Here is a 13,475-nt window from a genome sequence, read left to right on the forward strand (position 1 = left end):
GGCTATCGCGCGGCCGCAACCTCCCCACCGGCCCCACGCCCAACCCAGTTGCCCGCCTGGCTCTCCAGCCGCGCCCGGATGAAATCCATCAGGGTGCGGGTAGCCAGCGTGGGAAACCGGTTCGGCGCCGTCAGCATGTAAATGCTGTCGCCCACGCCTTCGGGTTCGTATTCGGGCAACACCTCCACCACTTCGCCGCGGCCGATCTGCTGCCACACCGCATAGCGCGGCAACAGAGCAACGCCAAGCCCAGCCATCATCGACTCGAACAGGAAGGGATAATCGCCGGACTGGATGCGCGGGGCGACCCGCAGGATCAGCGGCGTGCCGGCCAGTCTCAGCTTGAGATCAAAGCGCCGCCCGAGCGATGCCGGCGCAATCAGGTCGCAATGGCCAAGATCCTCGGCGCGGCTCACTGGCCCATGCTCAGCCAGGAAGGCCGGCGCTGCGCACAGGCACCACCCTACCCCGCAAATCCTGCGCGCCACGTGATCCTCCGGCGGCAGGGAGGTGATCTTCAGCGCCACATCCACCTCGGCGGAAATCAGGTCGCCGATGTAGTCGTTGATCAGCACGCGCAAGGAGATGGCCGGGTATTGCCGGGCAAATTCCAGTAATACCTGCGCCAGGTAGAGATGCCCGAGTCCGGTGGGCAGGCGGATCCGCACGTCGCCGCGCACGGTCTGGCCAAGGCTGTCGATCGAGGTGCCCGCCGCCTGCAGCTCATCGAGCATGCGAACGCCGTGCGCATACAGCAGCCGCCCCGCCTCGGTCAGCTCCACATGGCGGGTGGTGCGCCGCATCAGTTGCGCGCCCATATGCTGCTCAAGGGCCTTGAGACGGCGCGAGACATTGGAGCGGGTCATGCCGCCGCGTGCGGCGGCGGCCGTGAGCGTTCTGGATTCCACCAGCGTGACGAACAGCCGGATCAGGTTCAGGTCGAAGCTGGGATTATTGTCAATCATGAGTCAACACGGGTGGCACAGGCCGACGGATTGTCACGGCCAGGAGTACGCCCTAGCATAAGCCATCCGACGCCACCTTACGACTCCCAGATCCCTGCCGATGGCCCAGACCGACCTGCAATCCGCATTAGCTTCGCCTACCGCCTCTTCATCCGAAGCGGTTGACGAACTGCCCTTCTCTGGCCTGCGCATCCTGGATATCAGCCAGGGTATTGCGGGCCCGTATTGTGCGCATATCCTCTGGCAACAAGGCGCCGAAGTCATCAAGGTCGATCCGCCGGCGGGCGACTGGGGCAGGCATGTGGGCGTGGTGCGCGGGGAGCACAGCGCGCTGTCGATCGCGTACAACGCCGGCAAGCGCGGCGTCTGCATCGATGCGGCCACCGACGCCGGCAAGGCGCTGCTATTCGACCTCGCGCTGCAAGCGGATATCGTGGTGCAGAACTTCCGGCCGCAGGTTGCCGAGCGGCTCGGCGTGGGCTATGCCGCGCTGTGCGCGCGCAACCCGGCGCTGGTCTATGTGTCGATCAGCGGCTACGGCGCGGACGGCCCCTATGCCGACTACCCGGCCTCGGACTCGGTGATGCAGGCCGACAGCGGCCTCATGCACACCAACCGCATGGCCGACGGCACGCCGCGCCGCATAGGCATGCTGCTGGCGGACGCGGCCACCGGGCTGTACGCGGCGCAGGCCTGCGCCGCTGCCTTGTGCAGGCGCTTTCGCCGCGGCCTCGGCGCGCATGTCGAGCTAAACCTGTTCGACGCGTGCGTAGCGCTGCAGGCCAACAATATCCTCGAGTACGCCATCCAGGGCGCCGTGGCTGCCGGGCCGGTGAGCGCGCCGAATGGCGTGTTTGCCACCAGCGACGGCCGCCTCACCTTGCTGGCGCTGAACAACGCGCAGTTCGGCAGGCTGTGCCTGGCGCTGGATCGCCCGGCGTGGGCGGACGATGCGCGCTTTGCCGACAATGCCAGCCGCATGGCGCACGCGGCGTGGCTGCAGGACGCCGTGGCTGCGGTGCTTGCCGGCAAGAGCACGGGGCACTGGCTGCGCATCCTTCAGGCGCACGATATCCTCCATGCGCCGGTGCGCGACTACCGGCAAGTGCTCGACCACCCGCAAGCCGCGCAGCAGGAGACGTTCCAGACGGTAGCGCAGCCTGGCCTGGGTACCCTGCCGTTTGCCGGCATCCCGGCCAAGGGCATGCGGCGCGTGCCCACCGCAGCGCCGCGTGTCGGCGAACACACCGAAGCCGTGCTGCGCGAATGCGGCATAGCGCCTGACAAGCTCGCCCGATTGCTGGAGTGGGGCGTTGTCAGGCAGGCTAGCCCTTTGGCTGGCCAAAACACTGCGGGAGCCACGGCATGATGCGCGCCCTGCTCTGCGAGCACTTCGGCAATGCGCAAGACGTCCGTCTGGCGAGCATCCCCCGGCCGGCGCTTGCGGATCCGCACGCGGTCACGCTTGCCGTGGAATATGCAAGCGTGAGCCATGCCACCGGCCTGATGGTCGCGGGACGCTACCAGACCAGGCCGCCGTTGCCGTTCGTGCCAGGCACCGAGGCGGTCGGCCGCGTAGTGGCTTGCGGCGCGGCCGTCACGCGCCTGCGCCCCGGCGACCGCGTGGTGGCCATTGCCGACTGGGGCTGCTTTGCCGACGAAGTCACGCTGCCGGAGTACACCGTCTACCCCATACCCGATACGCTTGACGCGCTGCAAGCCCTGCCGGTCCCGCTCTCCTACGGCACCGCTTACTGCGGCCTGGTGTGGCGCTGCGCCGTGCAGCCGGGAGAAACGGTGCTGGTGCTCGGCGCCGGCGCCGGCGTGGGCCTGGCCGCGGTGGAAATCGCCCACCAGCTGGGCGCGCGGGTGATCGCCTGCGCCAGCACCGAATCGAAACGCGCGGAGGCCCTGCTGCGCGGCGCTCAGCATGCGCTGGCCCCGGAAGAGCTGGCCGCCACAGTCAAGCGCGTAACCGGCGGGCATGGTGCCGACGTGGTGGTGGATCCGGTAGGCGGCGACCTGTTCGACCAGGCGCTGCGCGCGGCCGCTGCCAATGCGCGGATTCTCAGCATCGGCTTTGCCAGTGGCCGCATCCCGCAAGCGCCGCTGAACCTGCTGCTGGTGAAGAATCTGACGTTGCATGGATTTTTTGTTGGCCGCTATATCGGCTGGACCCCCGCCAACGAGCGGGCACAGCATGCGCCTGCGCTGCAGGCCGTCATGCGCACGCTGTGTGCCTGGGCCAGCGAGGGCAAGATTCGACCGACCGTGTCGAAGGTGTACCCGATGAGCGGGCTGGCCGAGGCGCTGGGCGCCCTGGAAGCCAGGCAGGTCGTCGGCAAAGTCGCGATAAAAATCAAGGAGACAAATTCATGCCATTCCGATTCAGGGTCCTGAACACGCAACACGGTACACCCGGCACCCGGCATCGCCGTTGCGCACGCCATTGGGTCTTGCTGGCGGCCCTGGCCACGGCTGCCATTGCCGCCTTGGGCGCATCTCCCGCCCGTGCCGCCGACGATTTCCCGCAACGCCCCATCCGCATGGTGCTGCCTTACCCGCCGGGCGGGCCCACCGACTTGCTGGCGCGCGTGGTCGGCGTCAAGATGGGTGACACGCTCGGCCAGACGGTGGTGATCGACAACAAGCCGGGCGCCAGCGGCATGATCGGCGCGGAAGTGGTCGCCAAGGCCGCGCCCGACGGCTACACGATCCTGGCCAATGCCTCGCTGCATGTGATCAACCCTAGCATCTACCCCAAGATGCGCTACGACGCGTTTCGCGACTTTGTGCCCATCACGCAGTTGGCCGACGTGCCACTGGTGCTGGTGGTCAACAACGATTCGCCGGTCAAGACCGTGCAGGACCTGATTGCCTATGCGAAGGCCAAGGGCGGCAGCATCAACTTTGGTTCGGCGGGAAATGCGTCGGCCCAGCAACTGGCCGGCGAGTCGTTCAAGTTCGCCGCCAATGTCTCGATGCAGCACGTGCCGTACAAGGGCAGCTCGCCCGCGCTGACCGACCTGATGGGCGGCCAGATCCAGTTGATGTTCGATTCCATGCCATCGGCCATGCCGTTTATCAAGGCCGGCAAGCTGCGCGCCGTGGCCGTCACCACGCTCAAGCGCGCGCGTGCCCTGCCGGACGTGCCCACGGTGGCGGAGTCGGGCTTGCCTGGCTTCAATATCAGCACCTGGTACGGGTTATGGGCACCGCGCGGCACGCCGGCCCCGATCGTGGCGAAGCTGGCGGCCCACGCCGCGCAGGCGCTGCGGCAGCCCGATGTGCAGCGCCAGTACGCCGACATGGGCGCCGAGCCGGTAGGTTCCTCCCCCGCCGAGTTCGCGCGCTACACCGTGGCGGAGGGCCACAAGTGGGCCGAGATCGTACGCAAGTCGGGCGCCAAGGCGGATCAGTAGCCATCGCTGCGCTGCCATGGCAAGCGGCAGCGCGGATGGACAGATCCGCCCCCGGGCGAGACAATTGGCACCCCGGTGCCGCCCCCGCCCCATGAAAACCGTCCCGACCTACTCGCTCTACGGGGTCAACTCCAACGAGCCCTTGCTGGAACAACTGCATTTCGAGTCGATCCCGGAGCGCAGCGGCATCAACGACTGGGAAATCAAGCCACACCGCCACGAGCGCTTCTTCCAGGTTCTCTACGTGCACCAGGGGAGCGGCCGCGCGCTGCTCGACGACCGCGAGTACCCGCTGGGCTCGCGCACTGTGGTGACGGTGCCACCGCGCTGCGTGCATGGCTTCCGGTTTACGCCTGACGTGGACGGCATCGTGATCACCATGACCGATCACTACCTGCACACGCTGCTGGCTGGCGTGCCGGATGCGCTGCCGCTGTTCGAGCGGCCCTACCACGACCAGTTCGGCGACCCGGCCCGCAGCGAGCGCGATGACGCCACCGTGCTCGCCGGCGCGCTGGAACTGTTCCGTGCGGAGATGAACGCGGTCTCGCTGTGGCGCGGCGCGGCCTTGTCGGCGCTGCTGTCCTTGCTGCTGGTCGGTATTGCCCGGCGCGCTTCGGGCGCGGGTGCAACCGGGGCGCAGCCGGCAGGCAGGACCGCACGCCATTTTCAGCAGTTCCAGCAACTGGTGGAGGCACGTTTTCGGAACCACCAGGATCTGGCGGGCTACGCCGACACGCTCGGTATCTCGCCCACCCAGCTCAACCGCATCTGCCAGCAGCTTGCCGGCAGGAGCGCGCTGCAGCTGATCCATTCGCGCCTGATCGTGGAGGCGCAACGCGATCTGCTCTATAGCGATCTCGATATCAAGCAGATCGCCTCGACGCTGGGCTTTGCGGATGCCGCGTATTTCGCGCGCTTCTTTGCCAAGCATGTTGGGCAGGCGCCCAGCGCATTCCGCCAGAACGGGCGCGCCCGCCTGCCGGCGCCGCAAGCCGCGCGCTAGCGCGGCGCTTTACATCGAGAAACTGTCGGAGCGCGCCAGCGGCCAATACTTCTCGTAGAGCTGGTAGCGGAAATTCCCGTTGATCAGGTCTCCCGGCGCCAGGAACTTGAGCAGTTCGGACATCAGCCGCACTTCGTTGGGCGAGATACGCCGCACGATATGGTGCGGCTTGAGATCGGCCGGATGATGCAGGCCGGCTGCCTGCAGGATTTCCAGCAACGCATGCAGCGTCTGACGGTGGAAGCTGGCTACGCGATCCGCCTTGTCCGGCACCACGATGGCGCGCTGGCGCACCGGATCCTGCGTGGCCACGCCCACGGGGCAGCGGTCGGTATGGCATTTTTGCGCCTGCACGCAGCCGAGCGCAAACATGAAGCCGCGCGCCGAGTTGCACCAGTCGGCACCGGTGGCCAGCGTGCGTGCCACGTCGAACGCGGTGATGATCTTGCCGCTGGCGCCAATGCGGATCTTGTCGCGCAGGTTCACACCGACCAGCGTGTTGTGGACCAGCAGCAACCCCTCCTGCAGCGGCACGCCGATATGGTCGACGAACTCCAGCGGCGCCGCGCCGGTGCCGCCTTCGGCGCCGTCCACCACGATGAAGTCCGGCAGGATGCCCGACTCCAGCATGGCCTTGACGATACCGAAGAACTCCCATGGGTGCCCGATGCAGAGCTTGAACCCGGTCGGCTTGCCGCCGGACAGCGTGCGCAGCCGGTCGACGAACTGCAGCAGGCCCAGCGGCGTGGAGAATTCGCTGTGCGTGGCCGGCGAGATGCAGTCCTCGCCCATGGCGATGCCGCGCGTGGCGGCAATTTCCGGCGTGACCTTGGCCGCCGGCAGTACGCCGCCATGGCCCGGCTTGGCGCCTTGCGAGAGCTTGACCTCGATCATCTTGACCTGGGGCAAGCGCGCCTGCTCGGCGAACTTGTCGGGATCGAAGCCACCGTCCGCGCGGCGGCAACCAAAGTAACCGGAGGCCACCTCCCAGATCAGGTCGCCGCCTTCGGCGCGGTGGTACGGGGAGATCGAGCCTTCGCCGGTGTCGTGGATAAAGCCGCCAAGCTTTGCGCCCCGGTTGAGCGAACGGATCGCGTTGCCGGACAGCGCGCCGAAGCTCATCGCCGAGACGTTGAAGATCGATAACGAGTAAGGCTGGGCCCGGCCCTCGCCCACGGTGATGCGGAAGTCGGCGGAGGGGATGCGGGTCGGCGCCAGCGAATGGCTGATCCACTCGTGGCCAGCCAGGCGCACATCGATCTCGGTGCCGAAGGGCCGGCTGTCGACTTCGTTCTTGGCGCGCTGGTAGACGAGGCTGCGCTGCTGGCGCGAGAACGGCATCTCGTTGGTGTCGTCCTCGATGAAATACTGGCGGATCTCCGGGCGGATGAACTCGAAGAAGAAGCGCAGGTGGCCCCAGACCGGATAGTTCCGCAGGATGGAGTGGCGCGGCTGGCCAATGTCGTACAAACCGACCAACAGCAGCGCGACCGGCGCCGCCAGCCATGCCGGGGAAATCCGCTGCATGGCGGCGAGCGCCGCCAGCGCGAGCAACGCGAACACGGTCAGCCAGACCGCGCCGTAACGACGAGAAAACATGGGGACTCCTAAAGGCCGGCAGTTGGCCGGCAACCCCGCGATTATCGCCGTTCCTCGCGGCCTCCGCTCCCGCCGGGTTGCACCCCGGGCGCTACCCTTGCCCTGCGTGGTCCGCGGTTTCCGCTTCCGCGCAGCGCGGGGCCAGGCCCGGCGGGTGCCGCTGTGCGCTGTCGTCGGCCTGCACGGCGGCTACGATCTGCGCGAACGCTGCGTCGGCTTCCGGCATCGGCAACAGCATCCACACATGGAACATGCCCTCGTATTCGTAGTAGCGCAGCGGCAATCCCTGTTCCTGCGCGAGCAGGCGGAAGGCGCGGCAGTCGGGCAGCAACACGTCATGGGTGCCGATGAACAGCGTCACGGGCGGCAGGTCACGCAGGCTGCCGTAGATGGGGCTGACCTGCGGCAGCGTGACGGGATCGCCGCCGGCATAGACCCGGCCGCACTCGATGCCGCCTGGCTTGGACAGCATCGGGTCCAGCGGTTCGAGCGCATCGATGCCCGGATTGCTCCCTGTCGCGTCCACGAACGGTGACATCAGCACCAGCTTGCCGGGCAGAGCGCGCCCGGAATCGCGCGCGATCTGCGCCAGCGCGAGCGCCATGCCGCCGCCGGCCGAATCGCCCATCACGGTCAGGCTGGCGGGCGGCTGGCGCTGCACGATCTGGTCGTAGAGCGGCAGCATCCCGGCAAACACGTCGCGGTAGGTATGCTCCGGCGCCAGCGGATAGATCGGCACGATCACCGTCGCGCCAAGGGCATCCACCAGCTTGCCGATGAAGTCCCAGTGCTGGCTGACGATATCGAATACGTAGCCGCCGCCGTGCAGGTAGAGAATCTGGCGGCCGCTGCCGGTGCCCCGCGGGCGCACGGTGTAGACCTCCACGCCGGCAACCAGTTCCATGCTGATTTCATGGCGCGCCAGCAAGCGCGGCGTGGGATCCGCCCGGCCGATCTTGCGGCGCCGGCGAATCTCTTCGTGCAGCGCCTGCGCACTGGAAAAACGGTGTTTGCGCCGGACCAGGCGCAGGGCTAGCCGCCACAGGCGGTACTGGATGCTTGGCATGATGACGATCTCCCGGAGTATTGCACCGGCTTCATTCACGGCCGGCTGAGGCACCACGGCGCACCTGCGAATGCACACGGCACGCCCGCAGTGCAAACGCCAGATGCGAAAAAGGAGCCGGCTAGCGGCTCCTTTTCAAGCTGAAAACAGGCCCCGATCAGGCAGCTGCTGCGTCCTTCAGCTTCTTCAGCGGGCGCACCTTGACCTTGACGCTGGCGGGCTTGGCCGGGAACCAACGCTCTTCACCGGAGAACGGGTCCTTGCCGAAGCGCTTCTTCTTGGCGGGCACTTGCTGGGCCGTAACCTTCATCAGGCCGGGCAGCGTGAACTCGCCTGCGCCCTTCTTGTGCAGCGCGCTGACGATGGTGTTTTCCAGATGTGCCAGCACCGTCTTCACGGCTTTGGCTTCCAGCTGGGTCTGTGCTACCAGATGAGCGACCAGGCTCGACTTGTTGAAGGTTTCCTTCAGCGGACGCGGGGTTACCGCGGCAGCTGCGGGAGCAGCCTTCTTGGCCGGCGCGGCCTTCTTGGCAGCAGCCTTTACAGGTGCAGCTTTGGTTGCCGGTGCCTTCTTGGCAGCGGTCTTGGTTGCAGTCTTCGCGGTCGGATTCGCTTTGGTCGCCATATCTATAAAGATGAGTTGAACAGAATGATGTCGCACGGGATGTGGCATCCGATGTCGCTCGACGCTTCGTCGATCGACTATCGGCGTGCGGCATCGACTGAATCATAGCGGAAACTACGGGACGTCAAGGGGTTTTCGCACATGCCAACGCAAAAACCGGGGTTTTCCCCGGTGTTTTTTGAGGTTTTGTCTCTTGCGGCCTGCCGTTCTGTCGCGCGGACGCAGCAGTGGATATGTCGCCGGACCCTATATACAAGGGCTAAACGCGTGTTTTTAGCTTTTTTGCCACGCTCACGTACTGGCGCGCGCCGGGTATCCGGAGTGTCCCTGGCGCGCGCTCCGGCCTCAACCGCGCAGCTCGCGCCGCAGGATCTTGCCGGTCACCGTCTTCGGCAACTCGTCGATGATTTCCACCACGCGCGGGTATTTATAGGCCGCCATGCGCTCCTTGCACCAGGCCTGCAGTGCTTCCGGCGTGACGCTCGCCTGCGGCTTGAGGCTGACGACGGCCTTCACCGTCTCGCCGCGATAGGCGTCTGGCATGCCCACCACGGCCGCCTCGCGCACCGCGGGATGGGTGTACAGGACATCCTCCACCTCGCGCGGCCAGACCTTGTAGCCGCCGGCAACGATCATGTCCTTCTTGCGGTCGACCAGGTAGAACCAGCCTTGCGCATCCATGAAACCGACGTCGCCAGTGTGAAAATAGCCGCCGGACATGGCCTTGGCCGTCTCTTCCGGCTTGTTCCAGTACCCCGGCACGATCATCGGCCCGCGCGAGATGATCTCGCCGACTTCTCCCACCGGCACCGGTTCGCCCGCGTCGTCGCCGATAAAGGAATCGACGTTGAAGGCGGGCACGCCGATCGCCAGCGCGCCGGACGCGGGGTCCACCGGTGCCTCCCGGCCGAGCGGCACCACATGGGTGGGCGAAGTGGTCTCGGTCAGGCCGTAGCCGTTGTGGATATAGTGCCCAAACTTGCCGCGGAACTGCGCCACCACGCTCGGCGGGATCGGCGCGCCGCCCGAATAGATCTTGTCCAGCGTGGCGAAATGGGCGCGGGTGGCATCGGGATGGTTCATCAGCGCGATGAACACCGTGATCGAGCCGATCGTGAATGCCACCCGCCGGTCGCGGATGGTTTCCAGAATCACGCCCGGCTCGAAGCGGCAGGCCAGCACCAGCGGCGCGGCGCAGATGAAAGCCGCGGCGATGTGGCCCACCAGGCCGGTGATATGAAAGAGCGGCGCCACGCCCAGGATCGGACCGCCTTCGCGCAAGCCGATCCAGTCGCGGTACACCTGCGCATTGAAAGCGACATTGCCGTGCGTGTTCATCGCGCCCTTGGGCACCCCGGTGGTGCCGGATGTGTACACCAGCATCGCGATATCGCTGGCCGCCGGCGTGAGCGGCGCCGGACGCTGGCCGTGATACGCCTGCACCAGCGCCAGCATGTCGGGCACGCCTTCGGCGGGCTGGCGCCTGGCTGCGGCAAACAGGCGGGAATCGTTGCGCGTCTGGAAATCGAGCTCGGAGGTGGTGATCACCGCCGGCAGCGCAAGGGGCATGCCGGCATCGGCCTGGCCGCCGCGCTCCGCTTCGAACAGGCCCTTGACCACGTCCGCATAGAGGGATTCGTGGCAAATCAGCACTTTGGCGCCGGAGTCCGCCAGCACCAAACGCAGTTCACGCGCGCGGTTCATGGGGTTGACCGGCACCGCGATGGCGCCGAGCTTCCACGCGGCGACCAGGCCGATAACGAACTGCGGTACGTTCTGCAAGTACAGCGCGATACGCTCGCCACGCGTGCAGCCGCGCGATGACAGCGCGACTGCCAGCGCGTCGGAAAGCGAATCGAGCTCGCCATAAGTGAGCGTGGCGTCGAAATAGTGAATCGCCGGGCTTGCCGGCGCGCGGCTTGCGGCAGCCCGGAAAATGGTCAGTGCATCGGTAAATTGCGGGGTAATGGTGTGCGGCTGGCCGGCGTTGTAGCTGGAAAGCCAGGGCTTTTCTTCATAGGGCGTCATGCGGCACCTCGATATGCGCGGCGGGTAGTGTCAGGATAGCGCTTGGCCGGAACGGAACTGACGGCCGCCCGGCGTGGCATGCCCGTTGGGCACCGCCGCCTGGCAGGCCGCCGGGCCTTACTTGATCACCACCGGGTTGACCGGTGCGCCGCTCCCGTTCACGACCTTGAGCGGTGCAGCCGTATAGAGGAAGGCCCACTGCTTGTCTTCGGCGCAATCCGCCGCGAGCAGATCGAGCTGGGCGATCTCGGTCAGCGTGACGCCCAGGTTGCGCATCAGGGCGTTGTGCAGCGGCAGGGCCACGCCCGATACCGGGTCCACGGTTACCTCGTTGGCGATGGTGTCCGTGACGAGGTTGGGGATTTCCATGCGATGGAACCACTCGACCAGCTCCGGGCTATAGGTCAGGCCCGGCTCGACGAAATTGCGGTAGAACTCGGCCTGGTCGCGCTTGTAGAAAGAGCCGATCCAGCCGGTGCGGATCACCAAAATGTCGCGCTTCTCGATGCGCGCGCCCTGCATTTCGGCGGCGGCCAGCAGGTCGTGGTGGGTGAAGGTTTCGCCAGGGTCGAGCACATCCTTGCCGCGATGCCGCGCCATGTCGATCAGCACGCCCCGCCCTACCACGCCGCGCTCCGCGATCGGCAGGACGCTGGCCTTGTCCAGCCCGCCGATGGTGGACCTGGCATCGTAGCCGTTCCACAGCTGGTCGCCGTACCAGACATGGCCCAGGGCATCGTACTGGGTCGAGCCCTGCAGGTACATGATCATCATGTCGTCAGCGTACTCGCCCTCGCCCGGAAACTTCGGACCTTTGCCGCAAAGGTAATGGCCCTTGTCCATCACGTTCAGGCGGCGCGCCTGCGAACGTCCCGGCCAGACGGGGTCGCCGGCGGGATTGCCCATCTGGATCTGCAGGGTGAAGGTCTTGCCGGAGCGCACGGAGGCCACGCCGCGCAACACCTCCGCCTGGGTGAGATAGTTCAGCGAACCGACCTCGTCGTCCGGGCCCCATTTGCCCCAGTTTTTCGGCGCATCGCGCAACAGCTCGGCAACCAGCGGGACGTTCTTTGATTCCATGCCATGTCTCCTTGGTGGATTGACCCTGTGGAATCGCACTTCGCGGTCATGCCCGGCGTGCATGGTTCATCATGCGCGGAGCCAATAAATGCGAACGGTCGTGCGTTTTCTTATTTTGGGTCGAGTGTAGGACCAGGGAACGAACGTTGTCCAGACATGGAAAACCCGCCGGAAATCCAGGGAATCCCAAGGGTGCGCGCTCAGTCGTCCAGCCCGAAAGCCAGCAGTGGTCCGAGCACCAGCGCGCCAAGCACGATCATCGACAGGCCGCTGTCCATGTGCTTCCATTCGTGCAGCACAGCCCGGGCATCGGCCTGCGCCCAGAACAGCGCGACAACGCCCGCGAGGACGACCAGCACGGCCGTGGCCAGCGCGAGACCGTCGCGCGTGGCGCGGTGGTCGATGCCGGAAGGACTATCATTGGGGATGCGGACGCCTTGCATGGCCTGACTCCTGTTTAGCGGTGAGCGTGACGATGAACGGCGTCCATTGTGGTAACCCCAGCCTGAACCGAGGCTGAGCACGCCGTTCAGCTTCCGTTCAGGCTGGCCCCGGCACACTGCTCCGATCGACCAAGGCTTGCCCGCTCCCGTATTGCCCCGCTTCCTTACGCCATTGCTTCCATTCCGCGGCGCGCGTCCTGCGCGCACTGCCTCCTCGCCCACCTGGCCGCCGCGCGCGGCGCGAGCGCTGCTGCCGCTGGCGGCGGCCCTGGCTTTGCTGCTGGCGGCCGCTCCGCCGGCCCACGCCGACAAGGATGCCGACCGCGCCCGGGCGGCCGTGCAGTCCGGCGAAATCCTGCCGCTCACGCGCATCCTGGAAGCCGTATCGGCACAATATGCGGGCGATGTGATCGGCGTAAAGCTCGACCGCGACGATGGGGTCTGGCAATACGAGGTCAAGCTGCTGCTGCCCGGCGGGTCGGTGGCCAAGCTGGAATACGACGCCAAGACCGCCACCTTGCTCAAGGCCAAGGGACACGGCCTTGAGCAAGCCCGCAAGAAATCCTGATCCCCCATGCGCATCCTCCTGGTAGAAGACGAACCCACGCTGGCCGCGCAGATCCACTCGAGCCTCGTCGACGCGGGCTACGCGGTCGATACGGCGGCCGACGGCATCGATGGCTGGCACCTGGGCGCCGAAGAGCCCTACGATGCCGTGGTGCTCGATCTTGGGCTGCCCAGCCTTGACGGGCTGTCCGTGCTGCGCCGCTGGCGTGCGGCGCAGGTGAACCTGCCGGTGCTGATCCTGACCGCGCGCGATAGCTGGACCGACAAGGTGGAAGGCATCGATGCCGGGGCCGACGACTATCTCGCCAAGCCCTTCCGCATGGAAGAGTTGCTGGCGCGCATCCGCGCCCTGATCCGGCGCGCCCACGGCATGGCCGCGCCCGAGCAGGCCTGCGGACCGGTGCGCCTGAACGCACGCACGGGCGTGGTGACGGTCGATGGCGCCGCCGTGGTGCTGACCGCGCATGAGTTCAAGGTGCTCGATTACCTGATGCATCACCCGGGCACGATCATCAGCAAAGCGGTGCTGACCGAGCATATCTACGCGCAGGATTTCGATCGCGACAGCAATACGATCGAAGTGTTCGTCGGCCGGCTGCGGCGCAAGCTCGGCGTCGACGTGATCGAGACGGTGCGCGGCCAGGGCTACCGGCTGCGCCCGCCCACCGCCTGAT

13 protein-coding genes are annotated in these 13,475 nt (G+C 66.5%); 6 read left to right on the plus strand and 7 right to left on the minus strand.

The window, feature by feature from the left end; all coding sequences use genetic code 11:
* Positions 1–2: 2 nt before the first annotated feature.
* The gene (locus CF70_RS05105) at positions 3–965 is read right to left on the minus strand and encodes a LysR family transcriptional regulator (RefSeq protein ID WP_035861297.1); all 963 of its coding nucleotides are present in this window, start codon (positions 963–965) and stop codon (positions 3–5) included.
* 100 nt (positions 966–1,065) lie between these two features.
* On the opposite strand from CF70_RS05105, the gene CF70_RS05110 reads away from it, so the two are divergent.
* The 4 genes from CF70_RS05110 (at position 1,066) to CF70_RS05125 (ending at position 5,393) form a co-directional block, all read left to right on the plus strand.
* Entirely contained in the window at positions 1,066–2,334 is a 1,269-nt protein-coding gene (locus tag CF70_RS05110; protein WP_035861308.1) for a CaiB/BaiF CoA transferase family protein, read from the plus strand.
* Complete coding sequence (locus CF70_RS05115; RefSeq protein WP_035861487.1) at positions 2,334–3,365, plus strand: NADPH:quinone oxidoreductase family protein; 1,032 nt, start codon at positions 2,334–2,336, stop codon at positions 3,363–3,365. Before CF70_RS05110 ends, CF70_RS05115 begins: the two co-directional genes overlap by 1 nt.
* Positions 3,341–4,387, plus strand: a complete 1,047-nt coding sequence (locus CF70_RS05120; protein WP_235184888.1) for a tripartite tricarboxylate transporter substrate binding protein — start codon at positions 3,341–3,343, stop codon at positions 4,385–4,387. The genes CF70_RS05115 and CF70_RS05120 overlap by 25 nt, the downstream gene beginning before the upstream one ends.
* Before the next feature lie 91 nt (positions 4,388–4,478).
* Positions 4,479–5,393 carry a helix-turn-helix domain-containing protein gene (locus tag CF70_RS05125; RefSeq protein ID WP_035861314.1) on the plus strand — a complete coding sequence of 305 codons (915 nt, stop codon included), beginning with the start codon at positions 4,479–4,481 and terminating at the stop codon, positions 5,391–5,393.
* Positions 5,394–5,402: 9 nt separating this feature from the next.
* Here CF70_RS05125 and CF70_RS05130 read toward each other — a convergent pair whose 3' ends face one another.
* The 6 genes from CF70_RS05130 to CF70_RS05155 all read right to left on the minus strand — a co-directional run bounded on the left by CF70_RS05130 (position 5,403) and on the right by CF70_RS05155 (position 12,234).
* A complete protein-coding gene (locus CF70_RS05130) occupies positions 5,403–6,992 on the minus strand; it encodes an FMN-binding glutamate synthase family protein (RefSeq protein WP_035861316.1) in 1,590 nt (529 codons plus the stop codon).
* A 91-nt stretch (positions 6,993–7,083) separates the two neighbouring features.
* Positions 7,084–8,058 carry an alpha/beta hydrolase gene (locus CF70_RS05135; RefSeq protein ID WP_051648051.1) on the minus strand — a complete coding sequence of 325 codons (975 nt, stop codon included), beginning with the start codon at positions 8,056–8,058 and terminating at the stop codon, positions 7,084–7,086.
* A 157-nt stretch (positions 8,059–8,215) separates the two neighbouring features.
* A complete protein-coding gene (locus tag CF70_RS05140; RefSeq protein ID WP_035861317.1) occupies positions 8,216–8,683 on the minus strand; it encodes an HU family DNA-binding protein in 468 nt (155 codons plus the stop codon).
* A 345-nt stretch (positions 8,684–9,028) separates the two neighbouring features.
* Positions 9,029–10,711 carry a class I adenylate-forming enzyme family protein gene (locus CF70_RS05145; RefSeq protein WP_035861318.1) on the minus strand — a complete coding sequence of 561 codons (1,683 nt, stop codon included), beginning with the start codon at positions 10,709–10,711 and terminating at the stop codon, positions 9,029–9,031.
* Positions 10,712–10,828: 117 nt separating this feature from the next.
* Positions 10,829–11,791 carry a cyclase family protein gene (locus CF70_RS05150; RefSeq protein WP_035861320.1) on the minus strand — a complete coding sequence of 321 codons (963 nt, stop codon included), beginning with the start codon at positions 11,789–11,791 and terminating at the stop codon, positions 10,829–10,831.
* Between the two features lie 200 nt (positions 11,792–11,991).
* Positions 11,992–12,234 carry a hypothetical protein gene (locus tag CF70_RS05155; protein WP_035861322.1) on the minus strand — a complete coding sequence of 81 codons (243 nt, stop codon included), beginning with the start codon at positions 12,232–12,234 and terminating at the stop codon, positions 11,992–11,994.
* A gap of 136 nt (positions 12,235–12,370) precedes the next feature.
* On the opposite strand from CF70_RS05155, the gene CF70_RS05160 reads away from it, so the two are divergent.
* Positions 12,371–12,802 carry a PepSY domain-containing protein gene (locus CF70_RS05160; RefSeq protein WP_235184889.1) on the plus strand — a complete coding sequence of 144 codons (432 nt, stop codon included), beginning with the start codon at positions 12,371–12,373 and terminating at the stop codon, positions 12,800–12,802.
* 6 nt (positions 12,803–12,808) lie between these two features.
* Positions 12,809–13,474 (plus strand): response regulator transcription factor, encoded by a 666-nt coding sequence (locus tag CF70_RS05165; protein ID WP_035861324.1) that lies wholly within the window; start codon positions 12,809–12,811, stop codon positions 13,472–13,474.
* Position 13,475: the final 1 nt, after the last annotated feature.

The sequence above is a fragment of the Cupriavidus sp. SK-3 genome (assembly GCF_000611145.1).
In the GTDB taxonomy this organism is placed as follows: Bacteria; Pseudomonadota; Gammaproteobacteria; order Burkholderiales; family Burkholderiaceae; genus Cupriavidus.

Bases quoted from the DNA above. Each gene is read 5' to 3' on its own strand.
- CF70_RS05105 (WP_035861297.1), bottom strand. From the start codon at position 965: ATGATTGACAATAATCCCAGCTTCGACCTGAACCTGATCCGGCTGTTC.
- CF70_RS05110 (WP_035861308.1), top strand. From the start codon at position 1,066: ATGGCCCAGACCGACCTGCAATCCGCATTAGCTTCGCCTACCGCCTCT.
- CF70_RS05115 (WP_035861487.1), top strand. From the start codon at position 2,334: ATGCGCGCCCTGCTCTGCGAGCACTTCGGCAATGCGCAAGACGTCCGT.
- CF70_RS05120 (WP_235184888.1), top strand. From the start codon at position 3,341: ATGCCATTCCGATTCAGGGTCCTGAACACGCAACACGGTACACCCGGC.
- CF70_RS05125 (WP_035861314.1), top strand. From the start codon at position 4,479: ATGAAAACCGTCCCGACCTACTCGCTCTACGGGGTCAACTCCAACGAG.
- CF70_RS05130 (WP_035861316.1), bottom strand. From the start codon at position 6,992: ATGTTTTCTCGTCGTTACGGCGCGGTCTGGCTGACCGTGTTCGCGTTG.
- CF70_RS05135 (WP_051648051.1), bottom strand. From the start codon at position 8,058: ATGCCAAGCATCCAGTACCGCCTGTGGCGGCTAGCCCTGCGCCTGGTC.
- CF70_RS05140 (WP_035861317.1), bottom strand. From the start codon at position 8,683: ATGGCGACCAAAGCGAATCCGACCGCGAAGACTGCAACCAAGACCGCT.
- CF70_RS05145 (WP_035861318.1), bottom strand. From the start codon at position 10,711: ATGACGCCCTATGAAGAAAAGCCCTGGCTTTCCAGCTACAACGCCGGC.
- CF70_RS05150 (WP_035861320.1), bottom strand. From the start codon at position 11,791: ATGGAATCAAAGAACGTCCCGCTGGTTGCCGAGCTGTTGCGCGATGCG.
- CF70_RS05155 (WP_035861322.1), bottom strand. From the start codon at position 12,234: ATGCAAGGCGTCCGCATCCCCAATGATAGTCCTTCCGGCATCGACCAC.
- CF70_RS05165 (WP_035861324.1), top strand. From the start codon at position 12,809: ATGCGCATCCTCCTGGTAGAAGACGAACCCACGCTGGCCGCGCAGATC.